This is a genomic window from Streptomyces sp. NPDC044003, assembly GCF_056435185.1.
Window position 1 is genome coordinate 29602 of record NZ_JBWKFA010000011.1, and the last position, 23669, is coordinate 53270.

The 23669-nt window shown below is 68.9% G+C and carries 19 protein-coding genes; 5 read left to right on the plus strand and 14 right to left on the minus strand.

The window, feature by feature from the left end:
• Positions 1-222 precede the first annotated feature (222 nt).
• The 5 genes from AC07AW_RS33280 to AC07AW_RS33300 all read left to right on the plus strand — a co-directional run bounded on the left by AC07AW_RS33280 (position 223) and on the right by AC07AW_RS33300 (position 6228).
• Positions 223-1596, plus strand: coding sequence for an MFS transporter (locus AC07AW_RS33280; protein ID WP_478819198.1), 1374 nt, complete (start codon positions 223-225; stop codon positions 1594-1596).
• A gap of 168 nt (positions 1597-1764) precedes the next feature.
• Positions 1765-2589 (plus strand): hypothetical protein, encoded by an 825-nt coding sequence (locus tag AC07AW_RS33285; protein ID WP_478819199.1) that lies wholly within the window; start codon positions 1765-1767, stop codon positions 2587-2589.
• Positions 2590-2746: 157 nt separating this feature from the next.
• The gene (locus tag AC07AW_RS33290; RefSeq protein ID WP_478819200.1) at positions 2747-5218 is read left to right on the plus strand and encodes a SpoIIE family protein phosphatase; all 2472 of its coding nucleotides are present in this window, start codon (positions 2747-2749) and stop codon (positions 5216-5218) included.
• Between the two features lie 201 nt (positions 5219-5419).
• The gene (locus AC07AW_RS33295) at positions 5420-5581 is read left to right on the plus strand and encodes a hypothetical protein (protein ID WP_469534069.1); all 162 of its coding nucleotides are present in this window, start codon (positions 5420-5422) and stop codon (positions 5579-5581) included.
• 8 nt (positions 5582-5589) lie between these two features.
• Entirely contained in the window at positions 5590-6228 is a 639-nt protein-coding gene (locus AC07AW_RS33300) for an HAD family hydrolase (RefSeq protein ID WP_478819201.1), read from the plus strand.
• 105 nt (positions 6229-6333) lie between these two features.
• Here the strand turns inward: AC07AW_RS33300 and AC07AW_RS33305 are convergent, their stop codons facing one another.
• From AC07AW_RS33305 to AC07AW_RS33370, 14 genes are all read right to left on the minus strand, one after another.
• Positions 6334-7368, minus strand: a complete 1035-nt coding sequence (locus tag AC07AW_RS33305) for a phosphotransferase family protein (RefSeq protein WP_478819202.1) — start codon at positions 7366-7368, stop codon at positions 6334-6336.
• A complete protein-coding gene (locus tag AC07AW_RS33310) occupies positions 7365-8582 on the minus strand; it encodes an acyl-CoA dehydrogenase family protein (protein WP_478819203.1) in 1218 nt (405 codons plus the stop codon). The genes AC07AW_RS33305 and AC07AW_RS33310 overlap by 4 nt, the downstream gene beginning before the upstream one ends.
• A gap of 146 nt (positions 8583-8728) precedes the next feature.
• A complete protein-coding gene (locus AC07AW_RS33315; RefSeq protein ID WP_478819204.1) occupies positions 8729-9091 on the minus strand; it encodes a cupin domain-containing protein in 363 nt (120 codons plus the stop codon).
• Positions 9092-9144: 53 nt separating this feature from the next.
• On the minus strand, positions 9145-9945 hold the full coding sequence (locus AC07AW_RS33320) for an SDR family NAD(P)-dependent oxidoreductase (protein WP_478819205.1): 801 nt from the start codon (positions 9943-9945) through the stop codon (positions 9145-9147).
• A gap of 32 nt (positions 9946-9977) precedes the next feature.
• On the minus strand, positions 9978-10736 hold the full coding sequence (locus AC07AW_RS33325) for an enoyl-CoA hydratase/isomerase family protein (protein ID WP_391816240.1): 759 nt from the start codon (positions 10734-10736) through the stop codon (positions 9978-9980).
• The gene (locus AC07AW_RS33330) at positions 10733-11620 is read right to left on the minus strand and encodes an amidohydrolase family protein (RefSeq protein ID WP_478819206.1); all 888 of its coding nucleotides are present in this window, start codon (positions 11618-11620) and stop codon (positions 10733-10735) included. The genes AC07AW_RS33325 and AC07AW_RS33330 overlap by 4 nt, the downstream gene beginning before the upstream one ends.
• A complete protein-coding gene (locus AC07AW_RS33335; protein ID WP_478819207.1) occupies positions 11617-13161 on the minus strand; it encodes a class I adenylate-forming enzyme family protein in 1545 nt (514 codons plus the stop codon). Before AC07AW_RS33335 ends, AC07AW_RS33330 begins: the two co-directional genes overlap by 4 nt.
• Before the next feature lie 70 nt (positions 13162-13231).
• Positions 13232-15241, minus strand: coding sequence for an oxidoreductase (locus AC07AW_RS33340; RefSeq protein WP_478819208.1), 2010 nt, complete (start codon positions 15239-15241; stop codon positions 13232-13234).
• A 121-nt stretch (positions 15242-15362) separates the two neighbouring features.
• The gene (locus AC07AW_RS33345) at positions 15363-16466 is read right to left on the minus strand and encodes a Zn-dependent alcohol dehydrogenase (RefSeq protein WP_478819209.1); all 1104 of its coding nucleotides are present in this window, start codon (positions 16464-16466) and stop codon (positions 15363-15365) included.
• 62 nt (positions 16467-16528) lie between these two features.
• The gene (locus tag AC07AW_RS33350; protein WP_478819210.1) at positions 16529-18019 is read right to left on the minus strand and encodes an aminobutyraldehyde dehydrogenase; all 1491 of its coding nucleotides are present in this window, start codon (positions 18017-18019) and stop codon (positions 16529-16531) included.
• Positions 18020-18031: 12 nt separating this feature from the next.
• Positions 18032-19474, minus strand: coding sequence for an APC family permease (locus AC07AW_RS33355; protein WP_478819211.1), 1443 nt, complete (start codon positions 19472-19474; stop codon positions 18032-18034).
• A 211-nt stretch (positions 19475-19685) separates the two neighbouring features.
• Positions 19686-20840: an NAD(P)/FAD-dependent oxidoreductase gene (locus AC07AW_RS33360; RefSeq protein ID WP_391816226.1), complete on the minus strand. Its 1155-nt coding sequence runs from the start codon at positions 20838-20840 to the stop codon at positions 19686-19688.
• 146 nt (positions 20841-20986) lie between these two features.
• Positions 20987-22003: an alpha/beta hydrolase gene (locus AC07AW_RS33365; RefSeq protein WP_478819212.1), complete on the minus strand. Its 1017-nt coding sequence runs from the start codon at positions 22001-22003 to the stop codon at positions 20987-20989.
• Between the two features lie 47 nt (positions 22004-22050).
• Entirely contained in the window at positions 22051-23607 is a 1557-nt protein-coding gene (locus AC07AW_RS33370; protein ID WP_478819213.1) for a flavin-containing monooxygenase, read from the minus strand.
• Positions 23608-23669 lie beyond the last annotated feature (62 nt).

The window sequence follows — 23669 nt, forward strand, 5'->3', positions numbered from 1 at the left end:
GGTGCACCGCGGACACCCGCATGTCGGTCGGCACTGTCGTAGCCGCGGCGAGGCCCCGTCGCGAACCTTGAGACCCACGTCACACGTCGGCGCGGCCGGGCTCAGCCGGTGGCGACGGCACCCCATTCCGAACGGGAGTGAATCCGCATGGCGGGAACGAACGACACAGCGCTCAGCGCAGGAACAGGTGTCGCAGCCCAAGCAACGCGCAAGCGAGGACCGTTGATCAGCGTCTCCGCGCTGCTGTGCACGGTGACCATCGCGGTCAACTTCATGCTGGGGCCCCTGCTGCCGCTGATGCAGAGCCATTTCGCCGTTGGCGTCTCGGCGGCGACCTGGGTCCTCACCGCGATGCTCCTGGGCAGCGGCGCTGGCTTCGTGCTCATTCCGCGCCTGCAGGACATCGTCGACGACCGCACGATGCTGCTGTGGTCCGGCGTCATCCTGACGGCGGGCGCGCTGATCCCCGCCATCGGCGACACGTACCCGGCGCTGATCGTCGGGTCGGCCCTGCTCGGCTTCGGCAGCGCGGCACAGATGCTCCCGGTCGGCTTCCTGCGCCGCCATCTCTCCGGCGCCTCGGTGGCCACCGCGGTCAGCGTCCTGATCATCTCCACCGGAACCGGGGTCGTGGCCGGCATGGTGGGCGGCGGCCTGGCGGTGAAGTACCTGTCGTTGTCGACGTTCTTCCTCATACTGGCAGCGGCGTTCGCGGTGACCACGGCGGCACTTCTGGCGGTCGTTCCGCGCTCGCGCCCCGCCTCCTCGGCGCGGATCGGCGTGTGGGGAACGGTGTGGATGATCGCCTGGGTGACGCTGGTGCTGCTCGCGATGGCGCAGATCAGCGTCTGGGGCAACGTGTGCTACCTGCTCCTTGCCGTCGGAGTCGTCGCCGGTGTCGCCTGGGTTCTGGCACAGCGCCGGTCGACCGCCCCGGTCTTCGACCTCGCGATGCTGAAGCGGCCGTACGCCACGACAGCCTGCGTGGCCTCCTGTCTGTTCGGCGCGGTCGACGCGGCCTTCGTGCTGCTGGTCACCTATTACACCCAGACCCCGGCCGAGGTCGGATACGGCCTCGGCACCGACGCGCTCGGGACGAGTCTCCTCTTGCTGCCGTTCGCGCTGACCATGTTCATCAGCGGCAAGGCGGCGGAACGCATGGTGCAGCAGGGACGACCCGGCGTCATCCTGGCCGCCGGCGCGGCACTGTGTGGTCTCGGCCTCGTGTGGCTCGCGTTCGCCCACGACCACTCGTGGCAGTACCTCGTCGGCTCGGCCGTCGTCGGTCTCGGAAGCCGCGCCGGCTACAGCGGCTCGTTCGCGATTCCGCAACTGGTGGTGGACGAGGACCAGGCCGGGATGGCCGCGGGCATCCCGGCAACGGTGATGATGATCGGCGCCGCTTTCGGCGCCGCCGTCACGACGATCGTCCTGTCCCTCGCCTACGTCCCCGAGATCCCCGGAGTTCCGGAGCCCCACCTCTACACATGGGGATACCTCGTCGCCGCCGTCTTCCCGGTCGGCATTCTCGCCGCGACATCCGTGTCCTCCGCCCGCCACCCGGGGGCGTTCAAAGCCCTGATGGCGCAGGCGTAAGCCACCCCGACGGCGCCATGGACCACACCCCGGCCGGCGTATCCGCCGGCCCCGTGCAACCCGCGCACCGACGCAGGTGATCTCGATGCAGGCCTCGTCCGCCTGTGCGCCGGGGCGGCGTACGTCGCCCACCCCGCCCCGGCCGACTTCCGACGAAGGACCACCCCGATGCACACAGCCACACAGCTGAAGCCTTCGAGCTTCCAGTACCTCATCGGTGGAGAGAACACGGACCTGACGGGGCTCTTCCCCCGTTGGACACCGGCCGACCGGTTCGGCATCCTCATCGACTGTCCGCTGGGCGCACTCGGTGCCAGCCTGCTGATCCAGGCCGCCATCGCGGCGTTCTACGACGTGCGACCGGAAAGGCGGGGCGAGGCACCCACGTACCCCGAGGTCTACGCACTCCACGTCGGGGGGCCCTTCGGCGACCACAGCGCCTTCGACTTCTGGCCGCCCCGCAAGGAGGTGGTCATTCCTACACGAAATCCGATCGACATCCTGACCGCGGTGAACACGCACGCCGTCACCCGACTGGCCGTGCCCGACGTCTCGGTCGGGGACGTTGCCAGGCTCAAGGAAGGTCCCAGTACCTGGGCGGAGCAGCAGAGCGCTCATGACCGGATCGCCTCGTGCTTCGCATACGACCCCAGCGGTTGCGTACCGGCGGCTGACGTCGTACTCCGCTCGCTCGAACCGCGGGTCGAAGAGAACGCCGGTTTCACGCTGAACCCTCTGGCCGGCGCGCAGCAGGTGCTGGCACTCGGTGTGGAGGAGCTGGCTGGAATCAGGGTCGGCTTCGACCGTCCCGAGGACACCTCCCGTTGGGTCGAGCGGGTCAGAGCGCGCGCGGGCGAGGTGCCCGAGCAGACGAGGGTCGAGCTCGCCCGCGCGCGTGCCCAGGCGGGGGGTGCCGACAGCGCCGTACGCACGGAGAGCTTCCGGCGGCTGTCGGTGGACGAGGCACTGGCTTGTATCGCGGGACTGGCCTGACCCGGCTCGCAGCGTTCCTTGCGCCTCGACGTAGCGGTACGGGCCCGGGGTGCGGTGCGCGCCCGGACGGCACCCCGACCGGCTGCTCCAGGAACGGGAGCAGGCGTGTCCTGGTCACCCATCTGCCGACGTCCCGGGGTGCGGTCGGGTGTCGCGTATGTCCGTCCTCCAGCGCGCCTCGGCGTCCGGGCGTAGCCTGAATTTCGGACATCCGAGTACTGGGCAGAGGTGCAGGGTGGCGATCCGGGCATCACACGAGGCAGGTCGTCGGAACCCCTTCGACACGACCACCACAGCCGTGGTCGTGGTTGACGCGCACGGGCGGTTGACCGGCTGGAATCCCGCAGCCCGCAGTCTGTACGGTGCGGACGCCCCGGACGTGCTCGGCCGCCCGGTGAACGAGGTACTCCGGGACGTCCGGTCCCAGGGGGAATCGCTGCAGCCCTTCACGGCCGCGGCAGCACCAGGGGCGCCCACGGGAGGCTGGATCGAGAACCGTACCGTTCGGCGCCCCGACGGATCGTCGGTGGAGACGATCCTGCGTGTCTTCCCGGTGGAGCAGGACGGGGAAGAGCCCGCCTGGGTCGTGATGGCGGTGGCCGGCGACCGTTATCGGGAGTGGATGACGGACCAGTCGATGCTGTCGGGGCTCTTCACGCAGTTTCCGGTGGCGCTGACTGTCTACGGAACGGATGCCCGCCTGAGGTGGGTCAACGATGCGTTGCGGGAAGGAATGGGTTGGCACGCCGGCGAGTGGGTGGGACAGCCCATCAGTGCGCTGTTCCCGCACGGCGAGGTCCTGTCCCCTCCGGGCTACCACGTCATGGAGGAAGTGCTGGAGGAGGTGTTGCGTAGCGGAGAGCCGGTACTGGACATCCATTGGCGGGGACAAGTCCCCGAGGGCTCGGCGCACTATCGGGTCTTCTCGTGCTCGTACTTCCGCCTGCAGGACGACGCGGGTCACCCTCTGGGTGTCTGCGAGACGGCCGTCGAGATCACCGAACGCTACGAGGCGCAGGCCCGCCTGGCATTGCTCAGCCGGGCAAGCGGGGTCGGCACGACGCTCGACGTCCGGCAGACGGCGGAGGAGCTCGCGGAGCTCGTGGTTCCGGATCTGGCCGACTCTGTACGAGTCGAGGTCGCGGAGTCGGTCCTGGCCGGCGAGGAGGCCCCGCTCGCGGCTTTGGGCGCACCGGGCGGCCTGCGCCTCATGGTGGAGCGCACTATGAGTGATTCGTCCATCGCACACGGTGATCAGGTACTGGGTGTCATCGGCAGTGGATCGACGAGCGCGGACCACCTGCTGGCTCTGCCTCTGCTCCTCGGCGACACCCTGCTCGGCGAGGTCACCCTCCGTCGGCAGCCGCCCCGCGCGCCCTTCAACGAGGCAGACCGCGCCCTTGCCGAAGAACTGGCGTCGCGCACCGCGGTGTGCGTGGACAACGCGCGCCGCTACATCCGCGAGCGCGCCACCGCGCTGAAACTGCAGCACGAACTCCTCCCGCAAGCGCTTCCGCAACCGAACGGAATGGCGTTCGCGCACCGCTACGTCCCCGCCACCGGCCCTCTGGGCGTCGGGGGCGACTGGTACGACGTGATTCCGCTGTCCGGCGCCCGGGTAGGACTGGTGGTCGGCGACGTGGTGGGGCGCGGAGTGGACGCCGCTGCCACCATGGGGCGGTTGCGTACGAGCGTGAGGGCGCTGGCAGCCCTGGACCTGCCGCCGGACGAACTCCTCACCCGGCTGGACGACCTGGTGGGACAGGCGCGGATCGGAATCCACCGGACGCCCGGCGACGAGCGGGATGACCGAGCGCTGGGGGCGACCTGCCTGTACGCCGTGTATGACCCCACGTCCCGCACGTGCATCATGGCCAGTGCGGGCCATCTCCCGCCGGTTGCCACCGGGCGGGGGCCAGGGGCCCGGCGGGCTGAACCGCTCAAGGTGCCCGTAGGCCCCCCGCTGGGCATCGGTGGCCTGCCTTTTGAAAGCGTGGAGTTCGAGTTCGCCGAGGGAACGCTGCTCGCCCTGTTCACCGACGGAATGGTCGAAGCGCGCAGTCGGGACGTGGACGAGGGGATGGCGGACCTGTGCCGGGTCCTGGAGGCTTCGACGGGCTCCTTGCAGGGAATGTGCGACGAGGTCGTCTCTCTGCGTTCCCAGGGATCCGTAGAGGACGATGCCGCACTGCTGTTGGTACGCCTGCACGCCCTCCCCGAAACCAGCATGGCGTCCTGGCATGTCACCTCGGACCCGGCCGAAGTGGCCGCTGCCCGCGCACACGTCCGGGAGAAGTTGGAGGAGTGGGGGCTGGACGATGCCGCGTTCGTCGCGGAACTGGTCGTCAGCGAACTCGTCACCAACGCGATCCGCTACGGCAGCCCCCCTGTCCGTCTGCGCCTGCTCCGTGACGTCGACCGAACGCTGATCTGCGAAGTCTCGGACGGGGGGCACACCTCTCCGCATCTGCGCCGCGCCGGCAACGAGGACGAAGGAGGCCGGGGGTTGTTCCTCGTGGCTCAGCTGACCCGCATGTGGGGCACGCGGTACGGCCGCCGGGGCAAGACGATCTGGGCCGAGACCGGACCGGGTCAGGAAGTACCACTGGAGTTGTTTTCGATGGAGTGACGGGATGCTGCCGTCACTACCCGTGGACACGTACGTCGTGGTGCCGGTTCGCCCGCACGCTGCTCGGCGTTGGGCCGCGTCCGCCCCCGTGGCCGGGGCGAAGCTCTTCACCAGCCTGGCTGATCGCAGGTTCACCTTCGATCAGGGGAGTCCTATACTGCCCCTTGAAAGCAAGCGCTTAGTCAGTCGGGAGGAGTGTCCATGCCTGAGGTCGTCATGGTGGCGGCTGCCCTCTCGCCGATCAGGGCCACATGTCCGAACGCGTCCGGCTTCAGCACGGCCTGCGCCGACCCGCGCACCGGGGGCGCTCCGGCCGACGTCGCCACCACGATGGGCCGGACCGCGCAGGGGGCACGGCGGTGACTGCACGCGTGGACGCGGTGGTCTTTGACTACGGCGGTGTCCTCACCAATCCCGTCCGCGACTCGATCGCGGCATGGATCGAAGCCGACGGCATCGATCCGGATTCGTTCTCGCGCACGCTGAAGGCCTGGCTGTCCCGGCGAGCGCAGGCCGGCACCCCCATCCACCGGCTGGAGACCGGTGAGCTGACCGTCGCGGAGTTCGACACCCTGATCGCCGCCGAGCTGGACACGGTGGACGGCCGCGCGGTCGACCCGGTAGGCCTGCTGGCCCGGCTGTTCGCCGGGATGCACCCCGACCAAGCGATGTTCGAGCTGGCCGGCGAACTGCGCGGCCTCGGCATCCGCGTGGCCCTGCTGTCCAACAGCTGGGGCGACATCTACCCGCGCGAACTGATCGACCCCGTCTGCGATCCCGTGGTGATCTCCGGTGAGGTCGGCCTGCGCAAGCCGCTGGCCCCCATCTACCAGCTCATTCTGGACCGGCTCGGCATGCCGGCCCACCGAGTGCTCTTCGTCGACGACGCGGAGCCGAATGTGCTCGGCGCACGCGCCGTCGGCATGCAGGCGCTGCTGCACACCGACGCGGAGACTACCCGTGCCATGCTCGCCGGCCTGATCCCCGGCCTGTCCTACCGACCGGTCTGAGCCGCACCTCGGTGCCGCCGCGGACTCAACCGCTGACGATCGTGCTTTTGCGTGGCAGTGGCAGCGAGATCACCCGCGATGCCCACCCCGACATCGCGGTCCCGCTCACGCGCCGTTCGCGAGTGCGCGGAGCCCGGCAGCGGCGAGGGGGCCGGGCGCCTCGCCGACGGCGTCGAAGCCGTCGCCTCGGGTCAGACCCTGGAGGTGGCGGGCGTGGATGCCCTCCGCAATGACCGCGATCTTGAAGTATCCGAGTCCCAGGTAGAAGTCCAGGCGGTCCAGGTCGCGCCCGCTCGCCTCGGCGTAGCGGGCCGCGAGTTCGCGCCTCGTGGGCAAGCGCTCGCTGGTCGATGCTGCCGCGCCGCCCAGCACCGGGGCGAAAGCGGGATCGGTGTACACAAGGTGCAGCCCCAGGTCGGCCAGGGGATCGCCGAGTGTCGCCATCTCCCAGTCCACCAGGGCCCGCACCTCCGACGGGTCGTGCGGGGCGAGGATGGCGTTGTCGATGCGGAAGTCGCCGTGCACGATCGACGCCCCGGCTTCGGATGGGCAGGCAGCGGAGAGCCGTGCGTGCAAGGCGTCGATGTCGGGCAGGTCGCGGGTGCGGACACGGGTCCACTGGTCGTACCAGCGCTCGATCTGCCGGGAGAGATAGCCCACGGGACGGCCGAACCCCGTGAGCCCGACGGCGCCGGGATCGACGGCGTGCAGGCCGGCGAGGACATCGACCAGGGCGTGGGCACAGGCGGCGATCTGCTGGTCCGTCAGTGTGTGAAGCTGCTCGGGGGTGCGGATGACCCTGCCCCCCACGTACTCGACCAGAGAGAACGGCACCCCTATGACGGACGCGTCGCCGCAGACGACTGCACGGGGCACCGGAACGCCGCTGCCGGCGAGCGCGGAGATCACCCGGAACTCGCGCCCCATGTCGTGCGCGGAGGGGGTGAGGCCGCCCAGGGGCGGGCGGCGCAAGACCCAGATGGCGTGGCCGTCCGTGAGCCGGTAGGTGAGGTTGGAGCGGCCTCCCTGGATCAAGGACGCCGAGAGGTTGCCGCGAAAGCCGGGGACATGGTCGTGGAAGAAGGAGTTCAGCGCGGCCAGGTCGAGGCCGTCCACGGTGCTCCGGGCTGCGGCGCTCATGCCGCATCACCCTTCCCGCCCTGACTGCCGGCCCCGGTCTCGTACCGACGTACGACCCGGCGGGCGATGGCCCAGCGGTGCGTCTCGGAGGGACCGTCGTAGATGCGGAACGGCCGCACCTCCCGCAGGAAACGACCGAGCAGCGCGTCCCCGGACACCCCGAGGGAACCGCAGATCTGCAGCGATCGGTCGACCACACGCCAGATGGCCTCGGCACTGAACGTCTTGGCGATGGAGGTCGACTGCGCGGCCGAGCCGCCCTGGTCGAGTTCCCAGCACGCCTGCAGGATCAGACCGCGCGTGGCGGCGATGTCGATCTCGTTGTCGGCGATCATCTGCTGGACCATGCCGAGATCGGCCAGCCGCGAACCGAAGAGCTCCCGCTCCGCGGCACGGGCCACCGCGATGTCCTGCGCGTGGCGGGCGATCCCCAGCCAGCGCATGCAGTGCGTCATCCGAGCCGGGCCCAGCCGGACCTGGGCATACCGGAAGCCCTCGTCCACCGCTCCCAGGACGGCGTCCTCGGACACGAAGCAGTCGTCGAAGAGCAGCTCGATGTGACCGCCGAAGAGGCTCTCGTCGAGGGTCTCGATGTGCCGGACGGTCTTCATCCCCGGGTTGTCGGAGTCGACGAGGAACATGGTCGCACCGCCACGGTCGCCCGGTGCGCCGGACGTCCGTGCCATGACGATCGCGAAACCGGCGCCATCGGCCCCGGTGATGAACCACTTGCGGCCGTCGATGCGCCAGCCGCCGGGGACGCGTTCGGCGCGTGTCGTCAGCGCGTTCGGGTCGGATCCGGCGCCGGGGGCCGGCTCGGTCATCGCGAAGCACGACCGGATTTCCCCGGCGGCGAGCGGCCGCAGGTACCGCTCGCGCTGCTCGGCGGTCGCGACGGCCTCCAGCAGGTGCATGTTGCCCTCGTCGGGGGCGGCGATGTTCAGTGCCAGCGGGCCGAGCAGCGAGTAGCCCGCTTCTTCGAACACCGCTGCTCTGCCACGCATGTCCAGTCCGTGACCGCCGAGTTCGGCGGCGACGTGGGGCGCGAAGACCCCGGCCTCCTTCGCCGCGCGTTGCAGTTCCAGCCGTATGGCCTCGGTGTGGACGACGCCCTTGTGTTGCTTCTCCAGGGGCAGCACGGTCTCGCGGATGAAGCGTGCGGTGCGCTGGGCGAGCTCCGCGACGCTGGGGTCGGGCGAAAAGTCGACAGTCATGAATACCTCAGTGGCCTAAGAGTGTTGTGTCGTGTAAGGGGTGCTGGGAGACGGTCCTGGGGCGGCACGGCCCGACGTTCGCCGTGCCGCCCCCAGGCGGCTGATGGCCTCCGGCCTCACCGGATCAGTACATCCTGATGCGCCGATCAGAGGCCGTTCGGGAACTCGCGGTACCAGTCGGCCGGCGTGAGCGCGTAGAACGCGGACGTCCCGGCCTCACCCTCGTAGATGACCTCGGCCCCCCTCGGAATGGTCACCACATCGCCGGGGCGCGCTTCGACCACCTCGCCGCCGAAGGTGAGCCTGAGGGTCCCGGTGACAACGCAGAGGATCTCCTCGTACGGCAGCTTCCAGGGGTCGGTCGCCCCACCCTTGTCGAAGCGGGCGAAACCGCCACCGAGCTGGGACAGACCCTTGCCTTGAGTACGCATCTCGACGGTCATCGGACCGTTCTCGATGACGTACTTCTCGACGCGCGGCGCGAGCTGGGGCTTCAGTTCTTCACTCATCTCATTCTCCTTGCTGTGCGATCGGGTTGCTCACCGCTGTGGGATTCGGTTGCTCACTGCGCGATCCAGCCGCCGTCGACGACCATCGACTGGCCGGTCATGAAGTCGGAGGCCCGGGAGGCGAGGAACACGGCCGCGCCCACGAAGTCGGTGGTCTGTCCCCAGCGACCCAGCGGCGTCCGCTGGACGACCCAGCGGCTGGAGGCCTCGTCGTTGTACGCGCCGGCGGTCATGTCCGTGACCACGAACCCGGGGCACAGGGCGTTCACCTGGACGCCCTTGCGCGCCCACTCCAGGGCGAGGGCCTTCGTCAGGCCGACGAGGGCGTGCTTGGACATGATGTACGCGGTGTTGTCGCGGATGCCGACGCTGCCGAGGATCGAGGCGATGTTGATCACCTTTCCGTAGCCGCCGGAGTTCTGGAGGTGCGGCCCCGCGGCCTGGCAGAGCAGGAACACCGAGCGGCTGTTGAGGTCGGTGATCCGCTGCCAGGTCTCGCGGGAGGTGTCCTCGATCGGGGAGTCGTGGTCGTCAGCAGCGTTGTTGACGAGGACGTCGATCCCGCCGAGGTCCTCCGCGACCGAAGCGACGGTCGCGGTGATGGACTCGGGGTCGGAGAGATCCGTGGGATAGACGAAGGCGGTGCCGCCGGCGGCTTCGACGAGAGCCTTCGTCTTCTTCAGTCCGTCCTCGCTTCGCGCCACGCATGCAACCGTGGCGCCGAATGAGGCGAACCCGACGGCCAGTTGTTGGCCGAGGCCCTTGGACGCTCCCGTCACAAGGATCCGTCGACCCCTGAGGCCGAACATTCCGGTGCCGATCTCGTCGGGCTGCAGGGCGTTGCTGACTGGCATTGATCTCGCTCCTTCTCGTGGGGGATTGGTGGTCAGGTGCGTGCGAAGGACTGCGCGCCGGATTCGGCGTCGGCGCCCAGCTCCGCTTCGATCGCGGCCCCGATCTCCAGATCGATCGTGGCCTCGAAGCTCGCCTGGAGGCCGCGGTTGACCAGGCTCTTGGCGGCGCCGACTGCCCAGGCGGACTGTTCGCCGAGCACCTGGATCGCACTGTTCACAGCGAGCTCCAGGCCGGCTTCGGGAACTGCCTCCGTGACCAGACCCCACGACGCGGCCTCCGCACCGCTCAGGGGACGTCCCATCAGCAGGAGGGACTTGGCGCGCACCGGACCGACGGTCTTGGGCAGCAGGTTGGTGAAGCCGTTGGTGACGACGCGCCCGACCGACGCCTCGGTGAACTGGAAGACGCACTCCTCGGCGACGATCACGATGTCACCGCTGAGCGCGATCTCGGCCCCGCCGCCGATCGCGTAGCCGTGCACCTGCGTGATGATCGGCACCCTGCACTCCCGCATCGCGTGTGCCACGCGCTGCATGCGCTGGGCCACGGCTCGGGCGCTGACGGTGTTGAGGGGTCCCTGAGCGGCGGCGTGCTTGAGGTCGTGTCCGCTGCAGAAGGCACGTCCGGCACCGCGGATGATGACGGCGACGGTGTCCTGCTCGACCGTCCGAAGCTGCTCGACGAGCCCGTCGAGCATGTCGTCGCTGAGCGCGTTGAGCCGCTCCGGCCGGTTCAGCGTGAGGGTCAGCACTCCCTCGGCGCTCTCCGCTATCAGGTCACGTGCGGTCATGAGGTGGCTCCTGTCTTGAGGTGATCCACGAGGCGGGTGCCCCAGATCGAGTCGATGAGGCGGGCGGCGTTTGTGCGCGTGTACTTGTCGTACGACTCTTCGCCCAGCTGGAGGTGGTCGAGTTCGGCGATCAGGCGCTCGTGCCGGATCATGGGCCAGTCGCTGGCCAGGAGGACCTGGTCGGAGACCATGGTGTTCATCCAGTGGGCGACCGGCTCCCAGCCGCCCTTCGGTCCGACCATCCGCTTCGGGGCCACGGCCCCGAAGTCGGCGTAGACGTTGCGGTGTTTCCACAGCACGGCCAGCGTCTCCGTGACCCACGGCCAGCCGCCGTGGTTCGCGACGATCACGAGTCCCGGGTAGGCGCACGCGACCTCGCACAGCGCCGCCGGATGCCCGAACGAAATCGGCCCGGTCTCACTGAAGTTGATGCCGCTGTGCACCGTGACGGGGTGCCCGTTCTCCTGGCAGTACTTCAGCAGCGGCGCCACGACCGGATCGTTCGCGGCGACCTTGAGGAAGCCCGGCTGGAAGTTCCAACCACGGAGACCGAGATCGTCGTGAGCGTGCTTCAGGATCTCGAGCGCGTCGGGAAGCCGGGGATCGGTGGTCGCGATGCCGGCCACCAGGCGATCGGGGTGCGCGGTGACGGCGCGGTGGACCTGTTCGTTGACGGCGACGGGGTCGCCTTCTTCCCATTCCGCCTGCATGACGCCGATGACGTCGTGCTTCTCCATTTCGTCGATCAGGTGGGACAGGGACCGACCGCCCGTGAACTCGTTTCCGTAGACACGGGTATAGCCCTCGCTGTCCGTGCCCTCGAGGTCGACGCTCGTCGCGTCGTCTGCGGGGCGGATTCGGAAGTCGACATAGCGTGCGGTCATTGCTGATCGGCTCCTTGTCCGGTGTCGGCGCCGATCTGCTTGCGCAGTTCGAACTTCTGGATTTTTCCGGTGGGCGTGACAGGGAACTCGGTGACGAAGCGCACGTGGTCGGGCACCAGGAACTTCGGCGCGCGCTCGGCCACGTGCGCTCTGATCTCGTCCGCCGTGACCCGGTGTCCGGGAGCGGTCTGGACGAATGCCACGACCTCCTGCTCGGAGAAATCGGAGGCGACACCGACCACGGCACACTCCAAAACCGCGGGGTGGGAACGGATTTCGCGCTCCACCTCGAAGGACGAGATGTTCTCGCCGCGCTTGCGGAGCGCGTCCTTGGTCCTGTCGACGAAATGGAGGTTTCCCCGGGCGTCCTGCCTGAGGACGTCGCCGGTGTGCAGCCAGCCGTCCCGCAGAGCGGCCTGGGTGGCTTCCGCGTTGCCGTGGTAGCGACGCAGGACCAGGCCGTCCTCGTCGGTGGCGAGGAGCATTTCGCCGGGCGCGCCCGGCCGGACGTCGTGCCCCTGGTCGTCGACGAGCCGGATCCGGTATCCGGGGCGCAGCCTGCCGAGGCCGGTCCGCAGGCTCGCGTCCCAGGACGAAGCGATGGGGACGTTCGCCTCGGTCGACCCGAAGCAGGTGGTGACGCGGACGTCGAAGCGCGAGCGGAACTCGTCGACGCCTTCGATCAGCGGCACCATGAGAACACGGTCGAGCGGGTTGTCCGCGTCGCCGGACCGCACCGGTTGGTTGAGCACGAACTGGGCCATGGCACCGAGCAGGAACGTCGCGGTGACACCGTGCGCCCGGACGTCGCTCCAGAAGGAGCTGATGCTGAAGCGCCTGACCAGGACGGTGCACGCGCCCCGTTGCAGGGCGCTGTAGACGACCCCCCATCGGCCGGCGATGTGGAAGAGCGGCAGCGGAGCGTAATAGACGTCCCCGGGAGCGAGATCGAGCAGGTCGGCCACCGCGGAGGCGTACTCGTAGGCGTGACGTTCGGCGATGACCGCGCCCTTGGACAGCCCCGTTGTCCCGGACGTGTACATCACCGCCGTATCGGCCAGTTCGTCCCGGCGGACCGCTTCACCGCGGCCGGCAGTGGCCGGCAGCGGGCGTCCCGTGGCGCCTGTCTTGGCGTCATGCGCATCGACCACCAGGATCGATGCCGGCACCTCGCTGCCGGCCGCGGCGAGCCGATCCGTGTACTGCGACTCGGTGATGACCGTACGGGCGCCGGAGTCGCGCACGATGTGGGCGAGTGTCTCGCCGATGTAGGCCGTGTTCACGGGGACTTCCACGAAGCCGCCCAGTGCGAGCGCGAGCCAGGTGATGACCGACTGCTCGGAGTTGCCGAGCATCACCAGGACCGGTTCGCCTGCGGGAAGTCCCTGCTCCTGCAGCGCACCCAGACGGTCGAGCGCGGCGTTCCTGAGTTCCGAGAAGGTGAGGGTCGTGCCTTCGAAGACGAGTGCCGGCGCGTCCGGCCAGGCCGCCACCGCGTGGTCGAGGGCGGCGTGGATCGTCCTGTGTGTTGCGCTTTCCAAAGAGGTGCCTCACTTACCTGTTGCGGCAATGACCGGATGGACCGCGCTCTGCCCGCGTGAACGACGGGGGCTAGAGCTCGACTGCGAGATCGAATGCCGCATGCACAGCTCCCTCGATGCGATGCGGGTGGAGAACGTCGCCGACCGCACGGACGTCGAGCGACGCGGGCAGGTCCTCGAAGAGTTCGACGCGTGGTTCGGTCCAGGTGTGCACGACGTGGTCCGCGGCGATCGTGAGGTCCTGGCGAGCCCGCTCGACCGGCCGGCCCTGCGCGTCCACGTCGCGGTACGTCATCGTGGCGAGTCCTCCGACTCCACAGTGGAGAACACCCTCCGCGACGTCGTACGCGCGGACCTGCGTCGAGCAACGGATCACGACGCCGGCGGCTGTCAGCCTCGTCAGGAAGTCGTGGCGGACCTCTGGTTCGACCAGCTCCCCGGGCCCGGGGCGTGTGGTCAGCAACTGGACGTCGCACCCACGGGCCGCGGCCGCGAGCGCAGCCGACATCCCCGAGGTGCGATCGGACTCGTCGACGACCACGACCCTGCCGGAGAGCTTCGGCCGGCCCGCGACCACGTCCGCCGCGGCGAGGAGTCGTCGGTCGTCCCGTGGTGCCCACTGCGGCAACGTCTCGGACGCACCCGTGGCCAGGACCACGACATCCGGCTCCAGGGCGACGACGTCCGAGGCCTCGGCGGTCCTGCGCAACCGCACGTCGACGCCGAGCCGGCGCACCTCGTTGCCCAGCCAGTCCACCGCGTCGACCAGTCCGTCACGTCCGTCCGTCTTGGCGGCGACACGTACGACCCCGCCCAGCTCCGGACGCTCGTCGAACAGGGTCACCCGATGCCCCCGCAAGGCGCTGACGCGTGCGGTCTCGAGACCGGCCGGGCCACCGCCGACGACGACCACATGGCGGCTCGTCGGCGCCGGAGTGGTCTCCAGGTCGCGCACCAGGCGCTCCCGCCCCGTCACCGGGTTGTAGACGCACTTCACGTTGCGGTGTCGCTCCAGCTCTCCCAGACACATCTGGATGCATCCGATGCACGGACGGATCTCGTCGGTCCGTCCTGCCCTCACCTTGTTGACCAGGTGGGGATCGGCGATGTGCGCACGCGTCATCCCGACGAAGTCCGCGTCGCCGTCCTCGATGGCCTGGGCCGCCATCGACGGATCGGTGATCCGGCCGACCGCGCACACCGGCACGTCCACCCGCTCCCGCACCTTCCGCGCGTAGTGCAGGTAGCAGCCGCGCGGGGCGGCCATGGTGGGAACGACGGAGCCGTCGAAGTTCGCCGAGACGTTGATCGCGTCGACCAGTCCCGTCTCGGCGATGCGCTGGTCGATCTCCAGCCAGGCTTCCTGGCCGAGCGAACCGGGCACCTCGTCGGCCCCGTTGACCCGGACCACGAGGATCGCGTCCCCGATCGCCTCGCGCACCGTCTCCAGGACCTGCCGACAGAACCGGAACCTCCGCTCGTCGTCACCGCCGTACTCGTCCTCCCGCTGATTCGTCAACGGGGAGAGGAACTGGTTGATCAGCAGGCCGTGGCCGGCCGAGATCTCGACGCCGTCCATGCCGCCGCGAACGGACCTCTCTGCGGCCCCAGCGAAGGCGTCGACGATCGTCCGCACGTCCGAGCGGCTCATGGCGTACGGCACGCTTCCCCACGAGTGGTGGGAGACCTGCGAGGGTGCCCACGCCGGCCCGGTCACACCGTCCGTGCGGGCTCCCATGTGCCCCAGCTGCGTCAGGATGAGCCCGCCGTAGTCGTGGACGGCGGTGCTCAGCTGCTCGTAGCGCGGCACGATCCGGTCGTCGAAGTTGCGGTAGATCCCGTAGGGCGTGGGCGAGCTCGGGTGCACCGCGGCCAGCCCCATCGTGACCATGGCGGCCCCACCCCGAGCACGCTCTGCGAGGTAGGCGACGTCGTCGGCGTTGGGCAGTCCCTCGGAGTCGATGTTGTGCGTCGCGTGCGCGGTGACGACGACCCGGTTGCGCAGCGTTCGATCGCCGAGCGCCAGGGGCTCCAGGAGCGCGGCGAGGCTGCCCCCGACAGTGGTTTTACGGATGCTCACTTGATCTCCATGGTTGAGGGGACCTGTCACCGGGCCGGGCGACGGTGCGGGTCGGTGCGTTCTCACACGTCGCCGCACCTCGCCGGCCACGGAACCCTCGGAAGCGCTGAAGTCCGGTGCGTCAGTAGGTGATGACGGTCCGGCCGCCGTCGCCCTTGCCCATCGCGGCGAAGGACTCGTTGATGTCGTCGATCGACACGGTGCGGCCGACCAACCGGTCCAGGTCGAGCTTGCCCTGCATGTACAGGTCCACCAGGCGCGGGAAGTCCAGCGCGGGGTGGCAGCTTCCGTAGTTGCTGCCGATCAGCGACTTCTCACGGTCCGACATGACCATGGGGTCGATCTCGATCGTCACGCCCTCGGCCGCCTGCCCCACCACCACGGCGGTGCCGCCCGGCCGGATGAGCTCGTAGGCGGCCTCGATGGTCGGCTTCAGGCCGATCGCCTCGAAGGCCCAGTCGACGCCGTCCTCACCGACGAGTTCGCGGACCGCCTCGGCGAGGTCGGACTGCCGGGGGTTGATCACTGCCGTGGCGCCCAGCGACCGGGCGCGCTCCAGCGAACCCTCGTTGACGTCCACGGCGATGATCTGACCGGCCGAGACCAGGGTGGCGCCCATGATGACCGAGAGGCCGACGCCGCCGCAGCCGATGACGAGCACCGTGTCGCCCGGCTGGACGCCCGCGGTGTTGATGACGGCGCCGACACCGGTGGCCACGGCGCAGCCGACCAGCGCCGCCTTGTCCAGCGGTGCGTCCTTGCGAACAGGGATGGCACTGGACTCCCGGACGACCACGTGGTCGGCGAACGCGCCTGTGGCGAGATAGCTGGGCACAGCCTGGCCGTCCCGGGACAGACGCGAGGTGCCGTCGAACATGACGTTCTGGTAGGCGGTCTCCACGACCTTCGGACACAGCGCCGGCCGACCGGAGTTGCAGTACGTGCAGACACCGCAGTACGGCACCCACGACAGCACGACGTGGTCACCGACGGCCACATTGGTCACACCCGGGCCCACCTTCTCGACGATCCCTGCGCCTTCGTGGCCGAGCACCACCGGGCCCTCGGACGACCACTCGCCCTTGACCACGTGGTAGTCGCTGTGACAGAGGCCGCTGGCGGCCAGCTTGACGAGGACCTCGCCCTCCTTCGGGTCCTCGAGGTCGAGTTCCTCGACCGTCATCGGCTTCCCGACGGACTCGAACACTGCGGCGGTGACCTTCATGGCACGTCCTTTCGTGAGAAACAGGGTGAGTGGTGGCCGGGCGGTGAGCGGCCGGGACCGGGTCAGTCGCGGGCGGCGCCCATGGCCAACATCACGTGCTTGGTGCGGGTGTAGTCGTCGAGCGCGTAGGTGCCGTTGTCCCGGCCGTAGCCGGAGTGGCCGAAGCCCACCCAGGGCATCTCGGTGGCCACCGCAAGGTGGGAGTTCGCCCAGACGGTGCCGAAGTCGAGCTGCTCGACGACGCGCAGCATGCGGCCCGGGTCGGCGGTCCACACGGAAGCGGCGAGCCCGTACACGACGTCGTTGGCCTTGGCGATCGCCTCGGACTCGGTGGCGAACCTCTCCACGGAGATGACCGGACCGAACACCTCTTCCCGGGCCATCTCGGAGCCCGCGGCGACATCGGTGATGACCGTAGGCGGGTAGAAGTACCCGGCGCGGTCCGGGACCTGGCCACCGGTGAGGACCTTGGCACCGTCGCGCCGGGCCCGGTCGACCATGGCGGCGATGCGGTCGCGCTGCGCGGCGCTGATCACCGGTCCGAGCTCGATGGACTCCCCTTCGGCGGGGTCACCGATCGTCAGGGCCTCCGCCGCGCGGACCAGCTTCTCGACGAACGCGTCGTGGACGTCCTCGTGACAGATGACCCGGGTGGCCGCGCCGCACTCCTGGCCGGCGTTGACGTAGCCCGCCACGGCCAGGGTCTCCACCGCGGAGTCGAGGTCGGCGTCGTCGAAGATGACGACCGGGGCCTTGCCGCCCAGCTCCAGGTGGACGCGCTTGACCGTGGCAGCCGCGGCTTCCGCGACGCTCTGGCCGGAGCGAACGCTTCCGGTGAGCGCCATCATGTCGACGCCGGGGTGGTGGCTCATGGCATCGCCGACGATCGACCCGGTGCCCAGGACGACATTGAGCACGCCGGCCGGAAGGATGTCGGCGGCCAGCTCCATCAGGACGAGCGTGGTCAGAGGCGTCAGCTGGGAAGGCTTCAGCACCATCGTGTTGCCTGCCGCCAGGACGGGGGCGATCTTCCAGGCGGCCATCATCAGCGGGTAGTTCCACGGTGTGATGGCACCGACGACGCCGACCGGTTCACGCCGGATGTACGAGAGGTGCCCCTCGGCGTACTGCCCGGCCGCCGGGGCCTGCGCCGTGCGGGCCGCGCCGGCCATGAAGCGCAGTGAGTCCGAGACGACCGGGATCTCGTCGCTCGCGGCGGCCAGTGGCTTGCCGCCGTTGATCGCTTCGATCGCGGCGAGCAGATCGACGTTGGCGTCGACCACGTCGGCCAGCGCGTGGAGCACCTCCGCGCGGTCCGCGGGCGTACGGCCGGCCCAGCCGGGCAGGGCCCGTCGCGCCGCGGCCACCGCCGCGTCGACGTGCGCGGGGGTGCCGCTGGGGATGGTGCCCAGTGACGCCTCATTGGCCGGGTTGATCAGTGCGATGGTGCCGGCGTCGCCGCCGACCGTGGTGAACGCGCCGTCGATGAAGTGTGCCCTCGGCACCCGTGCGATGCGGTCCGCGGCCTCGGTCAGAGTGTCCTTGGTGATCATGGTGTCCGACTCCTAGCTGTCGACAGATGCGGTTTCGGTAGGGGCGGTCGGTACGGAGTTCCGACCGGCATCGCCGCGTTCGGCGACTTCGAGTGCGTCGCCGGAGGGGGCGGTCGAGCCTCGCCAGGGGCGCGCCAGGGCCATGTAGAGCGCACCACTGACCAGGACCACGCCGAGGCCGATCAGAACGCTCCAGCGATCGACGAAGGCCAGCGAGGCGTCACCGGGTCGAATCAGGACGAGCATCGCGGAGACACCGAAGAGCAGGGCGGCGATGTTGACGGCCAGACCGGCACGTCCGAGGCTCCACGGGCCGCCGGGCCGCCAGCCCTTGAGCCGCATCCGCAGGGCGGCGAGGACGACCATCTGGAAGCACAGGTAGATGCCGCACACCGCGAAGGCGGTGACCCGGGGGAGGCTGTCGGGTTGCGCGAGCACCCAGACGCAGAGGACGGTCGGGGCCGCGCACGACACCACCATGGCGGCGCGTGGGGAGCCTTGCTCGGTCAGCGTCGACAGCTTCCTGCTGCCGGGCAGCATGCCGTCCCGGGCGAAGGCGAAGACCAGCCGGCTCAGTGCGGCCTCCAGCGACAGCGCGCACGAGATGAATGCGGTCAGCGCCACCACCAGGAAGATCTTGGTGCCCACCGGTCCGACGGTGTCCTGCAGGACCGCCGAGACGGGATCCGCGACCTCGCCGTTGACGATGGCCGGCAGGTTCGGGGCCGCCAGGATGAAGCCGATGAACGCCAGACCCGCCGAGAACAGCCCGGTCACGACGGTCAGGATCATCGCCTTCGGAATGGCACGACCCGGGTTCTTCACCTCTTCTGCGACGTCCCCGCAGGCTTCGAACCCGTAGAAGAGGAACAGCCCGGTGAGCGCGGCCAGGAGGAACGTCTCGTAGTACGGTGCGTCGCCGCCGGCGCCCATCGCGTCGAAGAAGACGCCGAACGAATTGCGGCGTTCGAAGATCAGCAGGTAGAGGCCGCAGAAGACCACACCCACGATCTCCGCGTAGAAGCCGATGCGGACGACGGTACCGAGTGTGCGGGTGCCGCTGAGGTTGAACACCATCGCAAGGAGCAGCAGACCGACGGCTATCAGGAAGGTCTGGACGGGGGTGGGCGCGAAGCCGAAGAGGCTGCCGACGAACGGGACGGCGTAGTGGACCAACGCTGTGATCGTGACGATCAGCGCGCACAGGTAGATCCACGCGGCGAACCAGGCGTAGCGCGGTCCCCACAGGCGACGGGCCCAGGGATAGATGCCTCCGGTGATCGGATACTGGGAGACGATCTCTCCGAACACGAGGGCCACGAGCAGCTGGCCGGCGGCGACGATGGGCAGCCACCAGATCGACGGCGGTCCGGCCGTGGTCAACCCCAGCGGCATCAGGGCGGCCACAGCGCCCAGCGGCGACAGGTAGGTGAAGCCCAGGGACAGTGTCTCCACGACGCCCATGGAGCGGGTGAACTGCCCTGATTCAACGGCACGTTCAGACGTACCGGGCGATGACGTGGAAGGGGTCACCAGAGGGTCTCCTCAGCATGTTCGGTGGCCGGTTCGGCCGTACGGCGGTCGGTGCGGTAGGTCGCCATCGGCACCGGGATTCGGCTTGTGCATCGGTCCGGCATGGCCGTGAAGGCCGGGGTGCCGGTCGCGGTCAGCCTGACTTCGCGTTCCACTCGTGGTCTGCCGACAGGCTCGACGGAAGCCCGAGCAGCGCCTGCGCCGCCTGTCGTCCGATGGCCGGCGCCAGCTGGATCCCGGAGGCTCCCGCGCCGACCGCGTTGATGACGTTCTCGCGCGCCGGATGGCGACCGACCACGGGCAGTCCGTCGCGGGTCATCGCGCAGACGCCGGACCAGGTTCTGCCGACGGTCGCTTCGTCGGCGCCCTTCACACGCTGCGAGAGGAGTTCGACGACCAGCATCATGTCGTCCTCGTCGAGCGGCTTGGGGCGCAGACTGGGCGTCGCTTCCCTGAGGTTGCCGTCCTCGCTGTGCAGACCGGCGATGAGTTGGGTGGCGCCCTCCTGGCGGAAGTACACCCCCGGCACGCCCGATCCCGGGATGTAGTCCATGACGAAGGGCAGCGAACGGATGGGCCATTCCTTCAAGTTCGCCACGACGACGCCGTACAGCTGGTTCGACACCGCTACCGGGGCGTCGAGGAGAGCGGCGATGTCCGGTGCCCACGGCCCCGCCGCGTTCACGACCCAGTTCGCGACCAGTCGATGGGTGGTCGTCACCAGGATCCATTCGCCCGAGGCGGCCCGGTCGGCTGCGACAAGAGGCGACGTGGAGAGGACGCGCACGCCTGCGGCTCGTAGCCGCTCGGTCATCCTCGCGCAGAACTCGTATGCGTCGATGTATCCGTCGGAGCGGCCGATGAGGCCACCGACAAGGTCATCGCCCGTCATCAGGTCCGGCCACGAGGAGGCGATCCGGTCCCGGTCCAGGATCTCGGCGTCGACGATCCCGAACTCCTGCTGGAGCGCGCGCGACGCATGGAAGCCGGCCATGTCACCTTCGGTCCGCGCGAGGCGGAGATATCCCGAGCGGGTGAAGGTAAGACCTGTCTCCTCGCTGAAGGCATCGAAGAACCGGCGGCCGTACGCCCTGACCTCGATTGCGTCGGCGGTCGAGAACTGCGTCTCCACCATTCCGACGGAGAGACCCGACGTACCCTCGCCCGGGTGGGCCATGTCCAGCACCGTGATCTCGAGCGGCGAGGGAGCGAGTTCCACGAGGTGCCATGCGGTGCTCAGGCCCAGGACCCCTGCACCGACGATGACGACTTTCTGGGAGACCGGCATTACGCGCCCTCGCGAACTGCCGTAAGTGCATGACGGTAAATCAACGTACGTTCCTTGCCGTTCGCCCTCCGAGGGCTCTCGCTGATACAGAATTCACGCAGGCGGCCCACGCTCGAACCGACGCCCGTCGCGTCGGGACGCAGTGCTCAGAGACGGCCCGGCGCCGGGGCCAGTCCCTTCGGGGACACCGCCTGGGCGATGGCCGCCGCGACTCGCTCGGTGGCCGCACGGCTGGTCCGGCTGAGGGCCGTGAGCTGGATGAAGCCGTGCACGAGCCCACCTTCGCGGAAGATGCGGGTCGGTACGCCGTTCTCGAGGAGCCCGGCAGCGTAATCGAGCGCTTCGTCCCGCAGCGGATCGAATCCGGCGACCGACACCACTGCGGGCGGCAGGCCGTCCAGGTTCCCGAGGAGCGGGGAGACCCGCGGATCCCTCACATCGGCACCGGCCGGCAGGTAGTTGTTGCTGAACCACTTGATCTGCTTGGCCGACAGAGCCGGGGAACCGGCGAACTCGTGGTGTGAGGGCCGCTCGGTCGACAGGTCCACGACCGGGTACATCAGGACCTGCAGACAGGGCTGGACATCGCGGCCGCGCAGCTGCTGGCACAGCACTGCGGCAAGGTTGGCACCGGCGCTGTCCCCGGCGACGACGATGCGGTGCGGATCGAGAGCCCACTGCTCCGCGCGCTTGACGGCGTAGTCCCATGCGGTCAACGCGTCCTCGTGCGCGGCCGGGAACGGATGCTCCGGAGCGAGCCGGTACTCGACGGAGAGCACGTCGACGCCGGCCTTGAGAGCCAGCAGCTTCGCCGGAGCGTCGTAGTCGGCTCGACTGTGGACGACGAACCCGCCGCCGTGGAAGAACAGGAGGAGACCCCGCGACGCGGATCCCGCCCGGTATCGGGTGGCCTGCAGTCCGCCGGGCAGCCGGAGTTCTTCCTGGATCGCGAAGGACGGCATCCGGTCGGCGAACATCCGGCACTCCGCTGCGATCACTTCACGAGCGCGCACCGGGTCGAGATCGCTGTAGTCGTCCGCCTTTTCGGTCATCTGCATCAGGAGGGCGATCTCGGGCGCCATTTCCTCGCCGTCGGCATTGACGGGCACGTCCGCCAACCGGCGGAGGACCGGCTGGGGAAGGCGACAGGTGAGGATGCCCATCGTCCGCTGGATCCGCTCCGCCAGGGTGAGCTTGGCAGGGGTCGAGGTCATCGTGTCCCTCCCTGCTGCTGAGAGGCGGTGGTCTGCAGGTTCCCGTACTCGGATCCCGCCGGCGCCGAGGTCCTGGCGCTGAATTGCAGATGCCTGTCGAACAGGGCGCCCTTGAGGAGCTTGGCATCCTGGCTGTACGAGGTCAGCATCCGCCAGGGCAGCCCGGTGCCCTGGCGCGGGAGCGTGTCCATGGACCTCGCGACATAGCCGGCGGTGAGATCGAGCAGCGGCCGCGTGGGCATGCCCGCGTCGGGCACCGGGACGGCGATCTCGTGTCCGTGGGCGTCCATGTACTTGATCAGGTCGCAGATGTAGCGGCTCGTGAGGCCCACCTTCAGAGTCCACGATGACGACTTGGTGTATCCGAGTGCCACGACCCAGTTGGGCACACCGGAGAGCAGCATCCCCCGGTACGTCACGGTGTCGGAGAGTACGATCGGCTTTCCGTCCACGCTCTGCTGGACTCCGCCAAAGAACCGCATGTTCAGACCGGTCGCCGTCACGATGACATCGGCCTTCAGCTCGCGTCCCGAGGCCAGCAGGATGCCGTCCTTCGTGAAGCGCACGATCCGGTCCGTGACAACGGATGCCTTCCCGTCGCTGATCGCCTGGAAGAAATCGCCGTCCGGGGTGGCGCACAGTCGCTGGTCCCACGGGTCGTACGGCGGATTGAAGTGGGTGTCGACGTCGAAGTCGGCCGGGAGGGCCTTCTTGGTGTAGTAGCGGATCATGGCCCGACCGAATCGCGGAAACGTCTGCACCAGCTTCACGAAGCCCTGGTCGCGCCAGACGTTCTTGCGCCTCGTCAGCGCGTATCCGCGCTCGGGGCCGAACAGTTTCGTCAGCTGCAGCGACAGTGTGTCGACCCGCGGCAACGCCATGATGTAACTCGGCGTGCGCTGGAGCATCGTGACGTGGCGTGCCGCTCCGGGGCCCGCCGTCATGGCCGGCAGGAGGGTGATCGCCGTGGCACCACTACCGATGACGACCACCTTCTTGCCGGAGTAGTCGTAGTTCTCCGGCCAGTGCTGGGGATGAAGGATGTCGCCGGCGAACGCGTCGCGACCCTCGAACTTGGGCGTGAAGCCCTCGTCGTAGCGGTAGTAGCCGGTGGCGCCGTACACCCAACGGGCCTTCATCGTCAGCTCGTTGACCGCCTCGTCGCCGGTGACCCGCACCGTCAAGGTCCACAGGGCCTCATCGCTCGACCAGTCCGCCGACACGACCTCGTGCCGGAGCCGGATGAGCCTCTCCAGGCCGTACTCCTCGACGGTTTCCCGCAGGTAGTCACGAATCAGGTGCCCGTCGGCGATGGCGGATTCGTGGCGCCACGGCTTGAACTCGTATCCGTAGGTGTGCAGATCGGAATCGGACCGGATGCCGGGATACCGGAAGAGGTCCCACGTGCCTCCGATGTTGTCGCGTCCCTCGAGCACCGCGATCTTCTTGCTCGGGAACTCCTTCGTCAGGTAGCAGGCGGCTCCGATTCCCGAAATACCCGCCCCGATGACGACGACGTCAAAACACTCTGCCGAAACGGTAGAGGTATCCATGCCACCACTCCCTTGCATCTGTGGTTCAGCGGCTGGACCTCATGGTGCCTAGGTTTGGTGTG

What these genes read in the sequence shown, in the direction of transcription:
- AC07AW_RS33285 (WP_478819199.1), top strand. Translation starts at nt 1,765, where the DNA reads ATGCACACAGCCACACAGCTGAAGCCTTCGAGCTTCCAGTACCTCATC.
- AC07AW_RS33290 (WP_478819200.1), top strand. Translation starts at nt 2,747, where the DNA reads ATGTCCGTCCTCCAGCGCGCCTCGGCGTCCGGGCGTAGCCTGAATTTC.
- AC07AW_RS33295 (WP_469534069.1), top strand. Translation starts at nt 5,420, where the DNA reads ATGCCTGAGGTCGTCATGGTGGCGGCTGCCCTCTCGCCGATCAGGGCC.
- AC07AW_RS33305 (WP_478819202.1), bottom strand. Translation starts at nt 7,368, where the DNA reads ATGAGCGCCGCAGCCCGGAGCACCGTGGACGGCCTCGACCTGGCCGCG.
- AC07AW_RS33310 (WP_478819203.1), bottom strand. Translation starts at nt 8,582, where the DNA reads ATGACTGTCGACTTTTCGCCCGACCCCAGCGTCGCGGAGCTCGCCCAG.
- AC07AW_RS33315 (WP_478819204.1), bottom strand. Translation starts at nt 9,091, where the DNA reads ATGAGTGAAGAACTGAAGCCCCAGCTCGCGCCGCGCGTCGAGAAGTAC.
- AC07AW_RS33320 (WP_478819205.1), bottom strand. Translation starts at nt 9,945, where the DNA reads ATGCCAGTCAGCAACGCCCTGCAGCCCGACGAGATCGGCACCGGAATG.
- AC07AW_RS33325 (WP_391816240.1), bottom strand. Translation starts at nt 10,736, where the DNA reads ATGACCGCACGTGACCTGATAGCGGAGAGCGCCGAGGGAGTGCTGACC.
- AC07AW_RS33330 (WP_478819206.1), bottom strand. Translation starts at nt 11,620, where the DNA reads ATGACCGCACGCTATGTCGACTTCCGAATCCGCCCCGCAGACGACGCG.
- AC07AW_RS33345 (WP_478819209.1), bottom strand. Translation starts at nt 16,466, where the DNA reads ATGAAGGTCACCGCCGCAGTGTTCGAGTCCGTCGGGAAGCCGATGACG.
- AC07AW_RS33350 (WP_478819210.1), bottom strand. Translation starts at nt 18,019, where the DNA reads ATGATCACCAAGGACACTCTGACCGAGGCCGCGGACCGCATCGCACGG.
- AC07AW_RS33360 (WP_391816226.1), bottom strand. Translation starts at nt 20,840, where the DNA reads ATGCCGGTCTCCCAGAAAGTCGTCATCGTCGGTGCAGGGGTCCTGGGC.
- AC07AW_RS33365 (WP_478819212.1), bottom strand. Translation starts at nt 22,003, where the DNA reads ATGGGCATCCTCACCTGTCGCCTTCCCCAGCCGGTCCTCCGCCGGTTG.
- AC07AW_RS33370 (WP_478819213.1), bottom strand. Translation starts at nt 23,607, where the DNA reads ATGGATACCTCTACCGTTTCGGCAGAGTGTTTTGACGTCGTCGTCATC.